Genomic DNA, 14,973 nt, shown 5'->3' on the forward strand with positions numbered 1-14,973 from the left:
GGGTGGCGTTCAGCAGATCTCCTCGGGGACGCCGGTCGCCGTCTCCTCCGCGGAGCCGGACCGGGGCAACCCGGACAGGATCCCAGCGAGCGCCGCGGCGAACGCGCGGGAGGTCTGCGGGTCGCGCACGGCGACCCGCAGGTGGTCGGCGCCCAGGCCCGGGAACGAGTCGCCGCGGCGGACCGCCCAGCCCGCGTCGCGCAGCTCCTGCCGCACCCGTGCACCGTCGGGCACGTGGAGCAGGACGAACGAGGACCGCGGGGTGCCCAGGACCGCCACCTCCGGCGGGAGCGCGGCCAGCAGCGCCGCGCGGTGGCCGGCGAGCGCGACCGCGGCCTCGTGCGCCTCGGCGCGGGCAGCCGGGGTGGTGCAGGCGGCCAGCGCGGCCAGCGCCGGGGTGCTCACCGGCCACGGCGGCTGCCCGGCGGCGAGCGCGGCCACGAGGTCCGCCGGCCCCAGCGCGTAGCCCACCCGCAGGCCCGCGAGGCCCCACGTCTTGGTCAGGCTGCGCACGACGACCAGGCCGGGCAGGTCGGTGCGCCCGGCCAGCGACTCCGGTTCCCCGGGCACGGTGTCGGCGAACGCCTCGTCGACGACGAGCACCCGGCCGGGGCGGGTCAGGGCCCCGAGGTCCGCGGCCGGGTGCAGCACCGACGTCGGGTTGGTCGGGTTGCCCAGCACCACCAGGTCGGCGTCCTCGGGGACGGCGGCGGGGTCGAGCCGGTAGCCGTCGGCCCCGCGGAGGAGCAGCCGGGTCACCGGGTGGCCGGCCGCCCGCAGCGCGGCCTCCGGTTCGGTGAACGAGGGGTGGACCACGACGGCGTGCCGGGGCCGCAGGGCGCGGGCGAGCAGCACGAACACCTCCGCGGCACCGGCGGCGAGCAGCACCTCGGCCGGGTCGCGGCCGTGGGTGGCGGCGACGGCGGTGCGGGCGGGGGAGAGGACGGGGTAGCGCGCGCTGTCCTCCAGCGCCTCCCGCAGGACCTCGCGCAACCACGGCGGCGGCGTCCCGGCCCGCACGTTGACGGCGAGGTCGACCAGGCCGGGCGCCAGTTCGGCGTCGCCGTGGTGCCGCAGATCGGTCACGTCTCCTCTTCGCTGTCGCACACGGGGTCGGCGGTCATGAGACCACGGCGCCGTGCAGCAGGCGCATCTACGTCGCCGAGCTGTGGCCGCAGTCGAGCCGCGGTTCGACCCGGTCGTGCACGCGCCGCCCCGGCTGCAGGTCTGCGGACTGCTCGCCGTCGTCGACACGATGGACTTCGCGGCGGTGCGCGAACAGGTCGGCGTCAGCGACTCGGTGCTCTCCAAGCACGTCAGGCAGCTCGAGGAGGCCGGCTACGTGCGGGTCCGCAAGGCCACCCGCGCCTCCCGCGTGCGCACCAGCCTCGCGCTGACCCCGGCCGGCCGGGCCGCCTTCGACGCCCACGTCGCCGAACTGCGCCGGATCACCGGGGCCTGAGTCCAGCAGCACATGCCCAGCCGCTCCGCCGGACGTCCAGCCACGTCACGGCGCGGCTGGACGTCCGCCGGCGCGGCTGGACCCGCGGGCGGGGCGCCGAGGTGGTGGCACGTCCGGCCGGCCTTCGCGCGCCACCACCCGGCGCACCGGCAGAGTGATCGCCGGCGGGCGGGGGCGAGACGGGGGGACGGATGCGGGGCCGGTGGGGTGCGGGGCTGCTCGACGCGGCCGTCGTCGTCGCCGGGGCGGTCGGCCTGGGGCTGCTGCTGGGGCTCGCCGGCCTGCCCTCACCCGCGCTGTTCGGCGGCCTGGCCGCCGGGCTGGTCCGCGCCCTGGCGGTGCGCACGCCGGCCCGGGTGCCCGAACCGCTCGGCACCGCCGGGCAGGCCGTCATCGGCGTCTCCATGGGCGCGTTGGTGGACGTCGGCACGCTGCGGGCGGTGGCCGCCGACTGGCTGCCGGTGCTCCTGGTCACCGTCGCGACCCTCCTGCTCAGCCTGCTGGCCGGGCTCGCGCTCCGGCTGCACCCCGGCATCACGCCGGTGACCGGCGCCTTCGCCATGATCGCGGGGGGCGCCTCCGGGATCGTGGTGATGGCCCGCGAGCTCGGCGCCGACGAACGGGTGGTCGCGGTGCTCCAGTACCTGCGGGTGCTGCTGATCGTCCTGCTCATGCCGGTGGTGGCCACCACCGCCTTCGGCGCCACCGCGGGCGCCGGGCTCGTTCCCGACGACGCCGGTGGGCCGGGCTGGCCGGGCGGGCTGGCGTTCACCGCGGCCTGCGCGGTGGCGGGGCTGATCGCCGGGCGGCTGCTCCGGGTGCCCGTCGCCGCCCTGCTGGGTCCGCTGGTCGCCGCCGCCGTCGCGGACCTGAGCGGCCTCTCCGGCGGTGCCGGGGTGCCGGCCCTCGTGGAGAGCGCGGCGTTCCTCGTGATCGGCCTGCAGGTCGGCGCCGGCTTCACCCGCGGCAGCCTGCGGGGCATCGGCCGCGTCCTGCCGCTGGCGCTGGCGATCGTCGTCGTCCTCGTGCTGGGGTGCGCCGGTCTGGGCGGGCTGCTGGCCGCGGCCACGGGGGCGACGGCGCTCGAGGGATACCTGGCGACGACGCCCGGTGGCCTCTACGCGGTGCTGGCCACCGCCCGCGACTCCGGCGCCGACACCACCTTCGTCCTCGCCGTCCAGGTGCTGCGGCTGTTCGTGATGCTGTTCAGCGCCCCGCTGGTGGCCCGCCGGCTCCGCCGGGGGCCGCCGGGCTGAGGGCCCCGTGCGCCGGGCGCCCGGGGGCGGGCACCTGACGAGCGGGCCGGACGCGCCTACCCTCGTGGACCGGCGCACGAGCGGGAGGAGACCGGAGCTGTCCGAGGAGAACGCGGCCACGACGGGGCCGGACCCCGACGACGCGGTGCTGCTGTTCGTCGGCGGCCCGCTGGACGGGCGCGTGCAGATCCGGGAGGCCCGGCACGGCGACCCGCTGCCGACGGTCACCCACGTCCACCTCCACGGCGGGCCCAAGGTCGTGCACCGCTACGACCTGGAGCCGATCGCTGACGGCGTCGGGGTCTACAACCTGCGGCCGCCGGTGCGGCGGCCGGCGCGGGACGAGTCGGTCGCGGACTGACCCGCGTCACCAGCCCTGCACGCGGCGGGCCTCGCCGACGACGCGGTCGAAGCGGGCACGGTCCAGCGCGGCGCCTTCCCGGCGGACCGTCGCCGGGTCCAGCACGAGCAGCCGGTCCAGCCGCACCTCGCTCGGTCGGCCCCGGGGGTCCCAGGCGCCGCTGCCGATGTCGGTCCAGACCCGCCCGTGGCGGGCCTCGTCGGCGGCGTCCCGGTCGTGGTCGCGGCTGGTGAGCGCCAGGCCCAGGAGGTCGCCGTCCCGCCGGCCGATGACCAGCACCGGGCGGTCCTTGCCGCGGCCGTCGTCCTCCTCGAAGGGCACCCACGCCCAGACGATCTCGCCGGGATCGGGACGCCCGTCGTCGCGTGGCCGGTACGCCACGTCCGGCGCACCGGCCGGCCGCGGCCGGGCCGAGGGCGGCCGGATGCTCCCCGGCGCCGGGGTGCGCAGTAGGTGCAGCACGCGCCCGGCGGTGCGCGCCGCCGTCCGACCGAGTCGCCGGAGAGAGGCCATGGGGAACACCGTACGGAGCAGCGGTGGGGTGACCCAGGACACGGAACCATCACCGCTCGTCCCACGTGACCCATCGGCACCAGGTGGTCACCGTCGGGGTTGGCCGGGGCGGTGCGGGGGCAACCATGGGCCTGCGGGGAGCGTGCCGGCGTCCCCCGGGAGAGGGGGTCTCCATGACTTCGGCCGAACCGGCGCGCCCTGCGATTCCGCGTGCCCGCGAGGTCCAGGCGAGCGTGCTCGCCGCGTTCCAGCTGGTGGAGGACGCGCGCTACCTCGGCTCGAGCCGCAGACGCCGCCGGCTGCGCGTGCGCGCGATGGCCGAGCGGGCCGTCGCCGACCGGAAGCTCGCCCGGGACCTGCGCGCCGGCCCCCCCTTACGGTGAAGGTGTGACGGTTGCCCACCGCACCGTTCCGTAAGCGCCCCTGTCCGGGGCGTCCAGTGCTTACGCCACGCCGAGACGTGGCCGGCTGGTTCCTGCTTCACCGGGCAGCACCGGACCAGCCTGGGCGGCTGGTCCTGACACCCACCCTCCACAGGCATGCCGGCTCACGCCGGCTGTCGGGCCGCCCGGGTGGCGGTCCCCGGCCTGGGTCACGCACGGGCAGAGCCCGAGCGTGTGCTCGCCCCAGGCGGCGAGGTTCGCGGCGGCGTTGACGTCCCGGTCGGCTGTGTAGCCGCAGGAGTCTTCGCCGCAGCGGTAGGTGCGCTCGGCGAGGGCGAGTTCGGGTCTCACCGCACCGCACGCCGAGCACGTCTTCGATGACGCGAACCAGCGGTCCGCGACGAGGCACCGCCCGCCGTGGCGGGTCGTCTTGTAGGCCAGCTGCCGGGCCAGCTCGGCCCAGCCCTGGTCACCGATCGCTGCGGCCAGGGACCGGTTGGCCATCAGGTTCTTCGTGGCGAGGTCCTCGACGACCACGACGCCGTGCTCGAGCGCGAGAGTCGCGGTGAAGGTGTGCAGCGCGTCGGCCCGGACCGCGGCCGCCGTCGCGTGTGCCCGGCCGAGCCGGGCGACCGCCTTGCGCCGGTTTCTCGAACCTCTCTTCGATCGGCTGAGGGGGGCGCCGGCTGAGGCGGCCTCAGGTCACGCAGAACTCGTTGCCCTCCGGATCGGCGAGCGTCACCCACGCGAACGGTCCCTGCCGGCCGCGCCACAGCTCGCGGGCACCGAGCCCGATCAGGCGGGCCACCTCGGCCTCGACCCGTTCCGGCCCCACCCGGACGTCGAGGTGCAGCCGGTTCTTGACCGCCTTGGGCTCGGGGACGAGCTGGAACAGCACCCGCGGCCGGCCCGGGTCGGGTGAGGTGATCGCCGCACCGACCTTCCAGACCAGCGCGTCGCGGTGGGTGGTGGTGTCCTCCGCGGTGGCCGCGCCGGTGTCCACCGTCCGGCGGATGAAGGCCTCGTCCTGGGGCTCCACCTGCCAGCCCAGCGCCTGGGCCCACCAGTCGGCGAGGTCGTGCGGGGCGGAGCAGTCGACCGTGATCTGGACGTCGAACGCCATGGCCGGAGGCTAGGCCCCCGGCCCCGTCCAGAGGCTCGCCCCGAGCGTGCGAGGGGTGAGGAGGACGGGGTCCTTTCACAACTCCTGGGCGAGCTCCGCCCGGATCGTGGCGTCGTCGGGCAGGTCGTCCGCCAGTGCGCAGTGGTCCTTGATCACCCGGCCGAACGGGGTCAGCGCCTTCGGGTCGATCCGCTTCGCCGGGTCCCACAGGCCCGAGCGCATGACCGACTTGGGGCACTGGAAGTACGCCCGCCGCACCTCGAGGACCAGCACCGACAGCGGCGCCCGGCCGAACTCGGTGAGGTCCAGCGGCAGGTCCTCGGGGGCGACCAGCGTCGTCGTGCCGTACACGCGCAGCGTCTGCTCGACGCCGGGCACCAGGAACATCAACGCGGCGCGCGGGTTCACGGCCACGTTGCGCAGGCTGTCGACGCGGTTGTTCCCCGGCCGGTCGGGCAGCACGACCCGGTGCGCGTCGAGCACGTGGACGAAGCCCGGGTCGCCGCCGCGCGGGGAGACGTCGGGCCAGCCCTCGGCGTCGGCGGTGGCCAGCGTCGCGAAGGGGGAGTGCGCGATGAACTCCCGGCAGTGGGCGTCGAGGTGGTCGATCACCTTGTCCAGCACCAGGCCCCCCGGCGTCCGGTAGCCGGCGAGCACCGGGTCGTCGGTGGGCGGTGGCGGCAGCGGGGTGGCGGGCACGCGACGACGGTAGACGGTGGCGCGGCTAGCGTGACCCCTCGTGCCGCAGGTGTGGAGCTCCCCCGTCCGATACGTCGAGTGCGACCAGCAGGGCGTCGTCTTCAACGCCCACTACCTGACCTGGGCCGACGAGGCGTCCAACGGGTGGTGGGCGTCCCACGGCCTCGCCTGGGACGAGCTGGTCACCCGCGGGGTGGACCCGGTGGTCAAGGCCAGCGCGCTCGAGTGGACGTCGTCCGCCCGCTGGGGCGACACCGTCGCCGTGGACGCCGAGACCGAGGAGGTGGGCCGCACCAGCGTGACGGTGCGCTTCACCGTGCGCGTCGGCGAGCGGGTGTGCTGCGTCGTCCGCACCACCTACGTCTCGATCACCGACGGCCGGTCCGCCCCGTGGCCGGACGACGTGCGGGCGCGGCTCACCGGGGGCTGAAGCCCGAGCCCGGCGGCAGCAGCGGCAGGTCCGCGGGCGCGCCCTGCTCGATCAGCCGCCAGAGCGCGTCGGTGTCGGCGTGCTCGGCGACCAGGTCGCCCAGGCGGTCCAGCCGGGCCTCGCGCACCGCGGCGAACTCCGTCGCCGGTGCCGGCACGAACCGGCGGCCGGTGATGCGGGCGACCTCGGTGAGGAACGCCCGGCGGAAGCCGTCGTTCTCCAGCGCGCCGTGCCACGTCGTCCCGAACACCGCCCCGGCGCGGGCGCCGTCCAGGAACGGCAGGGCGGGTGGGGCGTCGGAGGACCAGTCGACGGTCACGACGCCGTGGTGGATCTCGTAGCCGTGCACCGTCTCGCCCAGCGCGCTGCCCACCGGGCGGGCGAGCGTCTTCTCCGGGGCGAAGCGGACGTCGGCGGGCAGCAGCCCCAGCCCCGCCACCGTCCCCGCCCGCGACTCGACCTCGTCGGTGATCGTGCGGGCCAGCATCTGGTGGCCGCCGCAGACGCCGAGCACCGGCGTCCCCTCCGCCGCCCGGCGCAGCACCGCGTCGGCGAGGCCGGTGGCGCGCAGCCACGACAGGTCGGCCACGGTCGCGCGGCTGCCCGGCAGGACGACCAGGTCGGCGTCGGCGAGCTCCTCCGGGCGGGTGGCGTAGCGCACCAGCACCCCCGGCTCGGCGGCGAGCGCGTCGAGGTCCGTGAAGTTCGACAGCCGGGGCAGCCGGGCCACCGAGACGCGGAGGACGTCGTCCCCGGCCGGCGGCGCGCCCGACGCCGCCACGGGCACGTTCAGCGAGTCCTCGGCGTCCACCTCCAGGCCGCCGAGCCACGGCAGGACGCCGAGCGCCGGACGGCCGGTGAGCGCGGTCAGCTGGTCCAGCCCCGGGCGCAGCAGTCGCACGTCGCCGCGGAACTTGTTGACCAGGAAGCCGGCGACCAGCCGCTGGTCGGTCGGCGGCATGAGCGCGACGGTGCCGTGCAGGGCGGCGAAGACCCCGCCCCGGTCGATGTCGCCGACGACCACCACCGGCAGGTCCGCGGCGGTGGCCAGCCCCATGTTGGCGATGTCGTCGGCCCGCAGGTTGATCTCGGTGGGGGAGCCGGCGCCCTCGCAGACGACGACGTCGAACCGGGCGCGCAGCTCCGCCAGGCTGCTGAGCACCTGCTCGAGCAGCGCCGCCTTCATCGGCCGGTAGGAGAGCGCGGTCACGTCGGCGACCGGCCGGCCCAGGACGACGACCTGGCTGGAGTTCTCGCCGCCCGGCTTGAGCAGCACCGGGTTCATGGCCGCCTCCGGCTCGACCCGCGCCGCCGCGGCCTGCATCACCTGGGCGCGGCCGATCTCGGCGCCGTCGGGGGTGACCACGGAGTTGTTGCTCATGTTCTGCGCCTTGAACGGGGCCACGGAGACGCCCTCGCGCACCAGCCACCGGCAGATCCCCGCGGTGACCACGGACTTGCCGGCGTCCGAGGTGGTGCCGGCGACGAGCAGCGCCCCGCTCACACCGCCTCGCGCGGGACGTCCCAGCCGGCCTTCTCCTGACCGGAGAGGTCGGCGATCGCCAGCATGATCCGGTCGGTCACCTCGCGGCGGGCCTTGTTGCGGTCGGCCTGCCCGCGGTGCTCGGGGAAGGTCAGCGGTTCGCCGAAGGTGATCGCGATGCGGTGCGGGCGGGGCCAGCGGGCACCGACCGGCTGCACCCGGTCGGTGCCGTGCACCGCGACCGGGACGACGGGGCAGTCGGCGGTCAGCGCCAGCCAGGCCACGCCGGTCTTGCCGCGGGCCAGCCGGCCGTCCTTGGAGCGGGTGCCCTCCGGGTAGAGGCCGAAGGCGGTGCCGCCCCGCAGGATCCGCAGGGCGGTGTCCAGGGCCGCCTGCGCGGCGCGGTGGGTCTCCCGCTCGACCGGGTGCGCGCCGAGCGCCGTGAACAGCGTGCGGGTGAGCCATCCGCCGATCCCGCGGCCGGTGAAGTACTCGGCCTTCGCCAGGTAGGCGACCCGGCGCGGGGCCGCCAGCGGGATGGCGATGCTGTCGATGAAGGACAGGTGGTTGCTGGCGAGGATCACCGGGCGGTCGAGCGGCACGTTCTCCCGTCCGGCGATCTGCGGCCGGCACAGGGCGAAGAACAGCGGGCGCAGCACGAACCGGGCCAGGACGTAGAACATCGCAGGCTCCCTCCTCGGCGGCTCCGGGAGCCGCGCCCCCGGACACCGCGGGCAGCCCCGATCCTGCCGGACCCCGCCCGGCGGCAGGGCGGCGGCTCCTGCGCGCGGGCGGCTACCCCGGGGGGCAGGCGTCGCGCAGGATGGCGCGCACGTCCTCGGGCAGCCCGCCGTGCCCTGTGGCCGAGGCGGTGATCGCCTGCGCGACGTCCCGCACCTTCCGGTGGGTGTGGCTGGAGATGTGCGCCAGCAGGTCGAACGCGGTCTGCTCGGCGCAGCCGGTGAGCAGCATGAGGATGCCCTTGGCCTGCTCGATGACCGCCCGGCTCGCCATGGCCGTCCGCAACTGCTCGACCTCCATCCGGAGGGCGTCGGTCCCGGCCGGGTCGGGGACCCCGGAGCGGGCGCCGGTGAGGTCGACGCAGAACCCCTCGACCGCCCGCACGCCCCCGGCCCCGTCCGGACCGGGTTCGCCGACCAGCAGCACCGGCCGCGGGGGCCGGTCGGGGTGGTGCAGGCGCGTCTCGATGGCGAACGCCTGCCCGGCGCCGCAGGCGGACAGGGCGGCGAGCAGCCGGGCGCCGTCCTCGGGCCGCTGGACGCGGAGCAGCGCCTCGGTGGAGGGCGTGGTGCCCGCGGCGTCCAGGCCGAGCAGGTCGTGCATCTCGGGGGACCACCACCAGGTGCCGGCGTGCCCGTCGAAGCGGTAGCGGCCGGAGATCCCCGGCGACGGGACGGGGTGGCGGGTGACGGTGCGGCGCGGCTCCTGCCCGCGGTCGTGCGCCGGGCGGGCGGCGGGACGGGAGCGGGTCAGCGGCGGCGAGGACATGGTCGACCTCCAGGACGGAGGTGTGCCGGTGACCGGCAGGCCCGAGGTGCCGGTTGCTCGACGCCCGGTGCCCCGACCCCGCGGAGGGGCCGGACCTCCCGAATACCGAGACCGTACGTCCCGGCGGCGGTGCCCGCCAGCACGGGATCAGACGACGGTGAGCGGGCGCGGCGGGCTGGCGGCGGCTGCGGTCGTGCGCGCCTCCCGGTCGAGCCGGGCCAGCACGCCGACGGCGGCGCGCAGGCGCTCCGGGGGCAGGGTGAACGGCAGGCGGAGGTGGTCGTCGAAGGCGTGCCCGGTGCCGAACGCGCGGCCCTCGGCGAGCAGCAGCCCGCGTTCCGCGGCGGCCGAGGTGAGCGCGGCCGAGCTGGTCCCCGGGGGGAGCCGGCACCAGACCGCGAGCCCGCCGGTGGGCGCCGGTGCCGTCCAGTCGGGGAGCTGCGCGGCGAGCTCGGCCAGCAGGACGGTGCGCCGCTCGCGGAGCAGTGCCCGCCGGTGCTCGAGGATCTCGTCCAGCTGCGTCACGAGCACGGTGGCGGCCAGCTGGTCGAGCACCCCCACGGAGAGCTGGCGGCGGCTCAGCGCCTCGCCCAGCCGGCCGGCCAGGCCCGCCTCGGTGCGCAGCCAGCCGATGCGCAGGCCGCCCCAGACCGCCTTGGACAGCCCGCCGACGGTCACCGTGGCCGCGTCGGGGACGCCGGCGGCGAACGGTGGCGCGGTGTGGGTGTCCAGCTCCAGGCCGGTGGACACCTCGTCGACCAGGGTGACCACGCCGTGCTGCCAGAGGGTCGCCGCCAGCCGCCGCCGGCCGGCCGCCGAGAGGGCGACGCCGGTGGGGTTGGAGCAGTCGGGCATCAGGTATGCCAGGCGGGGACTGCTCTGCCGGGCCACCAGCTGCGCGGTGCCGACGAGCGCGTCGGGGTCGGCGGGATCGACCGCGGCCGGGACGCAGCGCCCCCCGGCCGCCGCGACCAGCCCCACCGCGCCGGGGTACGTCGGGTGCTCGACCAGGACCCGGTCGCCGGGCTCGAGCAGGGTGTCCAGGGCGAGCGCGGCCGCGTCGCCGACGCCCGCGGTCACCACCACCTGGTCGGCGTCGGTGGGCAGCCCGCGTGCGGTGAACCAGCCGGCGACCGCCGCGCGCAGCTGCGGCAGCCCGCTGGGCGCGTAGCCGTGGGCCGGGAGGTGCGCCGGCAGCTCGCCCAGCGCCTGCTCGTAGGCGGGCAGGAGCTCCGGCGCCGCCTCCGGTGCCGCGTGCGCCAGGTCGATCACCCCCGGGGTGGTGCTCGGAGGTGTCCAGCCGGACCGGACGTCGGGCAGCGCGGTGACGGTGCCCGACCCGTGCCGGGTGCGGGCGAAGCCCTCGTCGCGCAGCACCCGGTAGGCCGAGGCGACCGTGACCCGGCTGACGTCCAGCTCGGTGGCGAGCTCCCGTTCGGCGGGCAGCCGCACCCCCGCGGGGAGGGCTCCGGCGGTGAGCAGGTCGCGGACGCGGCGGGCCAGGCCCGCGTACCGGGGCGTGGGCAGGCCCACGACGGGGCCGACGAGCGTGGCGAGCTCGCGGGCACCGGTGGACCGTTCCGATCCAAGTGGCATGCGACCACCATGCCGGATTGGCCTGCCAAACGCCAGCACGGATCATGCCACCCTCTCGTCATGGACACAGGTGGAACCGTCACGCTGGTGCTCGTCCTGCTGGGGCTGGGATACCTGTCGGTGGCCACGCTCCGCGTCACGCTGCGGGGTGGCCCCGGCCCGGGTGATCCGCCGGCCAGCCATCCCCGGGTCGATCCGGCCGGCTTCCCGGTGGCTGCCCGGCCGCACCGGGACGGTCAGCGCCGGAGCAGGCGCGCCAGGACCGCCGCGGCCGCCGCGGCGGTCCACACCGCGCGGGAGAGGGCCACGGCGCGCGGGACGTCCGCCGTCGCCGGTGGCCGGCCGTCGCCGAGCGCCGGCCGCTCCTCGACCCGGCTGCCGTAGACGTTGCGGCCGCCCAGCCGCAGGCCGAGCGCCCCGGCGAGCGAGGCCTCGCACCGCCCGGAGTTCGGGCTGGGGTGCGCGGCGCCGTCGCGGCGCCAGACGCGCCACGCCCCGGCGGAGGATCCACCCACCAGCGGGGCGCAGGCGACGGTCAGCGCCGCGGTCGAGCGGGCGGGGAGCCAGTTGGCGACGTCGTCGGCGCGGGCGGCGGCCCAGCCGAAGCGCGCGTACCGCGGCGACCGGTGGCCGACCATGGCGTCGAGGGTGTTGACCGCGCGGTAGGCCAGCAGCCCGGGGAGGCCGGCCACCGCACCCCAGACCAGCGGGGCGACGGCGGCGTCGGAGGTGTTCTCGGCGACCGACTCCACGGTCGCGCGCGCCAGTTCGGCCTCGCCGAGCCCCTGCGGGTCGCGTCCGGCCAGCGCGGGCAGCGTGGCCCGGGCGGCGGGCAGGTCCCCGGCGGCCAGGGCGTCGTGCATCCGCACCGCCACCCGCCCGAGCGAGGTGCCGCCCAGGACGGCCCAGGTGGCCGCGGCGGTCACCGCGGTACGCAGCACCGGGCGGGAGCGGGTGGCGCGGTCGGCGGCCACGCCGACCGCGGTGGTGCTCCCCACGAGCACGGCCCAGTGGCCGGCGCCCGCACCGATGGAGTCGCGCCACGTGCGGCGCTCCAGCGCGGCGGCGGCCTTCCCGAAGCCGGCCACCGGGTGGCCCCGCCGCGGATCGGCGAGCGCGAGGTCGGCCAGCGCGCCGAGGGCCAGCCCCAGCGCGGTCGCGGCATCGGGGCTCGGTCGCACCGAGCCATGGTGCCAACCCGCCGGCGGGCGCCGGTGCGCCGGTGCGGTCTCCCTAGGATCGGCGCATGCGCCTGTTCGGCCGTTACGACGGCGTCGCCCGGCCGATCGTCACCTACGGCAGCAACCCGGTCCTGCACCGCCGCTGCACCGAGGTCACCGCGTTCGACGACGGGCTGCGGCGGCTGGTGCTCGACATGTTCGCCAGCATGGAGGCCGCCGACGGCGTCGGTCTGGCCGCGAACCAGATCGGGGTGGACGCCCGGGTCTTCGTCATCGACTGCCCGGACGCCGACGGCGAGGACGTCGTCGGCTACGTCGTCAACCCCGTCCTCACGGTGCTCCAGCCGGTGGGGGACGACCCGGCGGACGAGGTCACCGAGGAGGGCTGCCTCTCGGTGCCCGGCCCCTACGCCGAGCTGCCGCGCGCCTTCCGGGCCCGGGTCGACGGCGTCGACCTGCACGGCGACCCGGTGAGCATCGAGGCGACCGGCATGGCCGCCCGCTGCCTGCAGCACGAGGTGGACCACCTCGACGGCACCGTCTACGTCGACCGGCTCCCGGCCGAGCTCCGCGAGCGGCTGCTGGCCGAGGCGGCCGGTCCCGGCGGTGAGCTCCCCGCCTGATCGCGGCCCCACCTCGGCGACGGGGCGCGCCGATGCGCAGTTCGAGCCGGTGGGCTGCGCACCGGCGCACGTGGTCCGAGATCCGGGTGAACGCGCCGGGGAGATGGTCGATGATCCTCCGTCGGCACCCGCACCACCCAGAGGAGAGGCACCACCGGTGACACCGCTGTCCGAGACCGAGGTCCGGCGCTCGTTCGTCAACTGCTCGCGCGGCGAGGCGAAGACCCTCACCCTCCCCAGGGACTTCGACGAGCTCGACTGGAGCCGGCAGGTCGTGCTCGGCTGGCGCGACCCGAAGGCGCCGCTGCGGGGGTACCTGGTCGCGCAGGTCGACGACGAGGCCGTCGGGATCGCCGTCCGCGCCGCCGAGAGCAGCATGTCCGGCCGGACGGCGGCGATGTGCCTGCTCTGCCAGACGGCGCAGCCCGGCGACGCCGTCTCGCTGTTCACCGCGCGGCGTACCGGTGACGCGGGGCGCAACGGCAACACCGTGGGCACCTACATCTGCGCGGACCTGCGCTGCTCCACGCGGGTGCGCACCGAGATCCCGCCGTGGTTGCGCGACCGCGACCCCGCGGAGGTCGTCGCCGAGCGCTCCCTCGAGCTGCGGGAGCGCGTGCGCGGGTTCCTCGACTCGGTCCGCCGGCCCTAGCGGCCGGTGGGTGGACGTGCCCCCGGCGGGGTAGCGGGCCGCCCATGGCGCTCCCGCGGATCCTCGCCCTGGTGCTGGCCGGTGGTGCCGGCGGCCGGCTCGAACTGCTCACCGAGCGGCGGGCGAAGCCGGCCGTCCCCTTCGGCGGGGTGTACCGGCTGATCGACTTCCCGCTCAGCAACTGCCAGCACTCGCAGATCTCCGACGTCTGGGTCTCCGTCCAGTTCCACCCCACGTCGCTGCACGACCACCTGGCCAACGGCCGGCCCTGGGACCTCGACCGGACCGTCGGGGGCCTGCTCACCCTGCCGCCGTACAAGGGCACCGAGCGCGGCGGGTGGAACACCGGCACGGCGGACTCGCTGTGGCGGCACGCCGACCTCATCCGGGAGTTCGACGCCGACGCGCTCGTCGTCGTGAGCGCCGACGCCGTCTACAAGCTCGACTACCGCGAGGTGGTCGAGGCGCACCTGGGGTCCGGCGCCGAGGTCACGATGGTCACCACCGAGGTGGCGCCCGACGACGCGTCCCGCTACGGGATCGTCGAGGTCGGCGACGGCGGCCGCGTCACCGGCTACTCGTACAAGCCCGACGAGCCGGCGACGACGACGGCGACCAACGAGGTGTTCGTCTTCACCCCGTCGCCGACGCTGGACCGGCTGGAGGCGCTGAACGGGGACGTCGGCGACGAGGGCCTGGAGGACCTCGGCACCCACCTGCTGCCCGCGCAGACCGCCGAGGGGCTGGCGCGGGCGTACCCGCTGGACGGGTACTGGCGCGACGTGGGGACGGTGCCGGCGTACTGGGAGGCGCACCGCGAGTTCATCGCCGAGGAGCCGCCGCTGGACCTCGACGACCCCCGCTGGCCGGTGCACACCCGCGGCGGGCGGCGCAGCGCGGCACGGGTGCTCAGCCAGGCGCACGTCGAGGACAGCCTGATCTCCGGCGGCACCCGGGTGGGCGGGGACGTGCGCGGTTCGGTGCTGTCGCCGGGCGTGGTGGTCGAGTCCGGGGCCACCGTCGTCGACTCGGTGCTCCTGCCCGGCGTCCGGGTGCGCGCCGGGGCGACCGTGACCCGGTCGGTGCTCGACGACGGGGTGGACGTGGGGCGGGGCGCGTCGATCGGCGGCGAGGGGGAGATCACCCTGGTGGGCCGGGCGGCCCGGGTCGCCGGCGACAGCGAGCTCGCCGCGGGGGCCCGCTTCCCCGAGCCGGAGGGATGACCGGCGGGAAGCGGCGACCGCGCGCGGGCGTTGCAGGCGGCATGACCCAGCCCATCGACCTGCACTCGGAGTTCCTCCGCGCCGACCTGCTCTTCAGCATGGGCCAGCCCGACGCCGCCGCGCGCATCCTGCAGCCCATCGTCGACACCGAGCCGCGCAACGAGGCGGCCCTGGAGCTGCTGGCCCGGGCCTACTACGGCTCGGCGCAGCTGGGGCCGGCCGAGGCGGCGCTCGACCGGCTGGTGGACCTGGCGCCGAGCAACGGCTGGGCCCGCCGCGCCCTGGCCCGCACGCTGGAGCGGCAGAGCCGGGGCGGGGAGGCGGCGGTGCACCACCGGGTCGCCGACGCCCTGGGCGCCGCCTGACCGGGCTCCCCGGCGCGGGTGGCGCGCTCTGGGACGATGGCGGGAGGGCCGCGCCGCCCCGTGGCTCCGCCCGCGGCCCGCGCCGGCCACCTCGCCCGCCCCGATCCGAGCGCC

The 14,973-nt window shown here is 76.8% G+C and carries 18 protein-coding genes and 1 pseudogene; 9 read left to right on the forward strand and 10 right to left on the reverse strand.

From position 1 onward, the window contains the following. Positions 1-9 precede the first annotated feature (9 nt). A complete protein-coding gene (gene cobC / locus BMW62_RS02735) occupies positions 10-1,254 on the reverse strand; it encodes an Rv2231c family pyridoxal phosphate-dependent protein CobC (RefSeq protein WP_348271443.1) in 1,245 nt (414 codons plus the stop codon). Here cobC and BMW62_RS02740 point away from each other — a divergent pair. The 3 genes from BMW62_RS02740 (at position 1,169) to BMW62_RS02750 (ending at position 3,079) form a co-directional block, all read left to right on the forward strand. After that, positions 1,169-1,462, forward strand: a complete 294-nt coding sequence (locus BMW62_RS02740; RefSeq protein WP_091929303.1) for a transcriptional regulator — start codon at positions 1,169-1,171, stop codon at positions 1,460-1,462. The genes cobC and BMW62_RS02740 overlap by 86 nt on opposite strands. Positions 1,463-1,653: 191 nt before the next feature. Then, on the forward strand, positions 1,654-2,718 hold the full coding sequence (locus tag BMW62_RS02745; protein ID WP_091929304.1) for an AbrB family transcriptional regulator: 1,065 nt from the start codon (positions 1,654-1,656) through the stop codon (positions 2,716-2,718). Between the two features lie 64 nt (positions 2,719-2,782). Continuing rightward, on the forward strand, positions 2,783-3,079 hold the full coding sequence (locus BMW62_RS02750) for a hypothetical protein (protein ID WP_244523796.1): 297 nt from the start codon (positions 2,783-2,785) through the stop codon (positions 3,077-3,079). Positions 3,080-3,085: 6 nt separating this feature from the next. Here the strand turns inward: BMW62_RS02750 and BMW62_RS02755 are convergent, their stop codons facing one another. Continuing rightward, positions 3,086-3,592 (reverse strand): type II toxin-antitoxin system PemK/MazF family toxin, encoded by a 507-nt coding sequence (locus tag BMW62_RS02755; RefSeq protein WP_091929473.1) that lies wholly within the window; start codon positions 3,590-3,592, stop codon positions 3,086-3,088. Between the two features lie 173 nt (positions 3,593-3,765). Between BMW62_RS02755 and BMW62_RS22065 the strand changes: the two genes are divergently transcribed. Further along, positions 3,766-3,975, forward strand: a complete 210-nt coding sequence (locus BMW62_RS22065) for a hypothetical protein (RefSeq protein WP_139206177.1) — start codon at positions 3,766-3,768, stop codon at positions 3,973-3,975. Between the two features lie 60 nt (positions 3,976-4,035). Here the strand turns inward: BMW62_RS22065 and BMW62_RS02760 are convergent. The 3 genes and pseudogenes from BMW62_RS02760 to BMW62_RS02770 form a co-directional block, all read right to left on the reverse strand. Continuing rightward, positions 4,036-4,650: pseudogene (locus tag BMW62_RS02760) on the reverse strand (RNA-guided endonuclease TnpB family protein); the annotation flags it as partial. Between the two features lie 22 nt (positions 4,651-4,672). Then, on the reverse strand, positions 4,673-5,098 hold the full coding sequence (locus tag BMW62_RS02765) for a VOC family protein (protein ID WP_091929306.1): 426 nt from the start codon (positions 5,096-5,098) through the stop codon (positions 4,673-4,675). A gap of 75 nt (positions 5,099-5,173) precedes the next feature. Then, positions 5,174-5,797: an MSMEG_1061 family FMN-dependent PPOX-type flavoprotein gene (locus BMW62_RS02770; protein ID WP_244523797.1), complete on the reverse strand. Its 624-nt coding sequence runs from the start codon at positions 5,795-5,797 to the stop codon at positions 5,174-5,176. Between the two features lie 40 nt (positions 5,798-5,837). Between BMW62_RS02770 and BMW62_RS02775 the strand changes: the two genes are divergently transcribed. Beyond that, on the forward strand, positions 5,838-6,227 hold the full coding sequence (locus tag BMW62_RS02775; protein ID WP_091929307.1) for an acyl-CoA thioesterase: 390 nt from the start codon (positions 5,838-5,840) through the stop codon (positions 6,225-6,227). Here BMW62_RS02775 and BMW62_RS02780 read toward each other — a convergent pair. The 5 genes from BMW62_RS02780 to BMW62_RS02800 all read right to left on the reverse strand — a co-directional run bounded on the left by BMW62_RS02780 (position 6,214) and on the right by BMW62_RS02800 (position 11,996). Then, on the reverse strand, positions 6,214-7,731 hold the full coding sequence (locus BMW62_RS02780; RefSeq protein WP_091929308.1) for a cobyric acid synthase: 1,518 nt from the start codon (positions 7,729-7,731) through the stop codon (positions 6,214-6,216). The two genes, BMW62_RS02775 and BMW62_RS02780, sit on opposite strands and share 14 nt — an antisense overlap. Continuing rightward, positions 7,728-8,393, reverse strand: a complete 666-nt coding sequence (locus BMW62_RS02785) for a lysophospholipid acyltransferase family protein (protein ID WP_091929309.1) — start codon at positions 8,391-8,393, stop codon at positions 7,728-7,730. Before BMW62_RS02785 ends, BMW62_RS02780 begins: the two co-directional genes overlap by 4 nt. A 112-nt stretch (positions 8,394-8,505) precedes the next feature. Continuing rightward, entirely contained in the window at positions 8,506-9,219 is a 714-nt protein-coding gene (locus BMW62_RS02790; protein ID WP_091929310.1) for an ANTAR domain-containing protein, read from the reverse strand. Positions 9,220-9,366: 147 nt separating this feature from the next. Next, positions 9,367-10,815: a MocR-like transcription factor YczR gene (locus BMW62_RS02795; protein WP_091929311.1), complete on the reverse strand. Its 1,449-nt coding sequence runs from the start codon at positions 10,813-10,815 to the stop codon at positions 9,367-9,369. A 236-nt stretch (positions 10,816-11,051) separates the two neighbouring features. Next, positions 11,052-11,996: a cobalamin biosynthesis protein gene (locus BMW62_RS02800; protein ID WP_091929312.1), complete on the reverse strand. Its 945-nt coding sequence runs from the start codon at positions 11,994-11,996 to the stop codon at positions 11,052-11,054. A gap of 65 nt (positions 11,997-12,061) precedes the next feature. Between BMW62_RS02800 and def the strand changes: the two genes are divergently transcribed. The 4 genes from def (at position 12,062) to BMW62_RS02820 (ending at position 14,859) form a co-directional block, all read left to right on the forward strand. Continuing rightward, positions 12,062-12,619: a peptide deformylase gene (def, locus tag BMW62_RS02805; protein ID WP_091929313.1), complete on the forward strand. Its 558-nt coding sequence runs from the start codon at positions 12,062-12,064 to the stop codon at positions 12,617-12,619. Between the two features lie 157 nt (positions 12,620-12,776). Next, on the forward strand, positions 12,777-13,271 hold the full coding sequence (locus BMW62_RS02810; protein WP_091929314.1) for an FBP domain-containing protein: 495 nt from the start codon (positions 12,777-12,779) through the stop codon (positions 13,269-13,271). Positions 13,272-13,315: 44 nt separating this feature from the next. Then, on the forward strand, positions 13,316-14,494 hold the full coding sequence (locus BMW62_RS02815) for a glucose-1-phosphate adenylyltransferase family protein (RefSeq protein ID WP_091929315.1): 1,179 nt from the start codon (positions 13,316-13,318) through the stop codon (positions 14,492-14,494). Positions 14,495-14,535: 41 nt separating this feature from the next. Next, a complete protein-coding gene (locus tag BMW62_RS02820) occupies positions 14,536-14,859 on the forward strand; it encodes a tetratricopeptide repeat protein (RefSeq protein WP_091929316.1) in 324 nt (107 codons plus the stop codon). The last annotated feature ends 114 nt before the right edge of the window (positions 14,860-14,973 follow it).

It is taken from the genome of Blastococcus sp. DSM 46786, assembly GCF_900109665.1.
GTDB lineage: Bacteria > Actinomycetota > Actinomycetes > Mycobacteriales > Geodermatophilaceae > Blastococcus > Blastococcus carthaginiensis.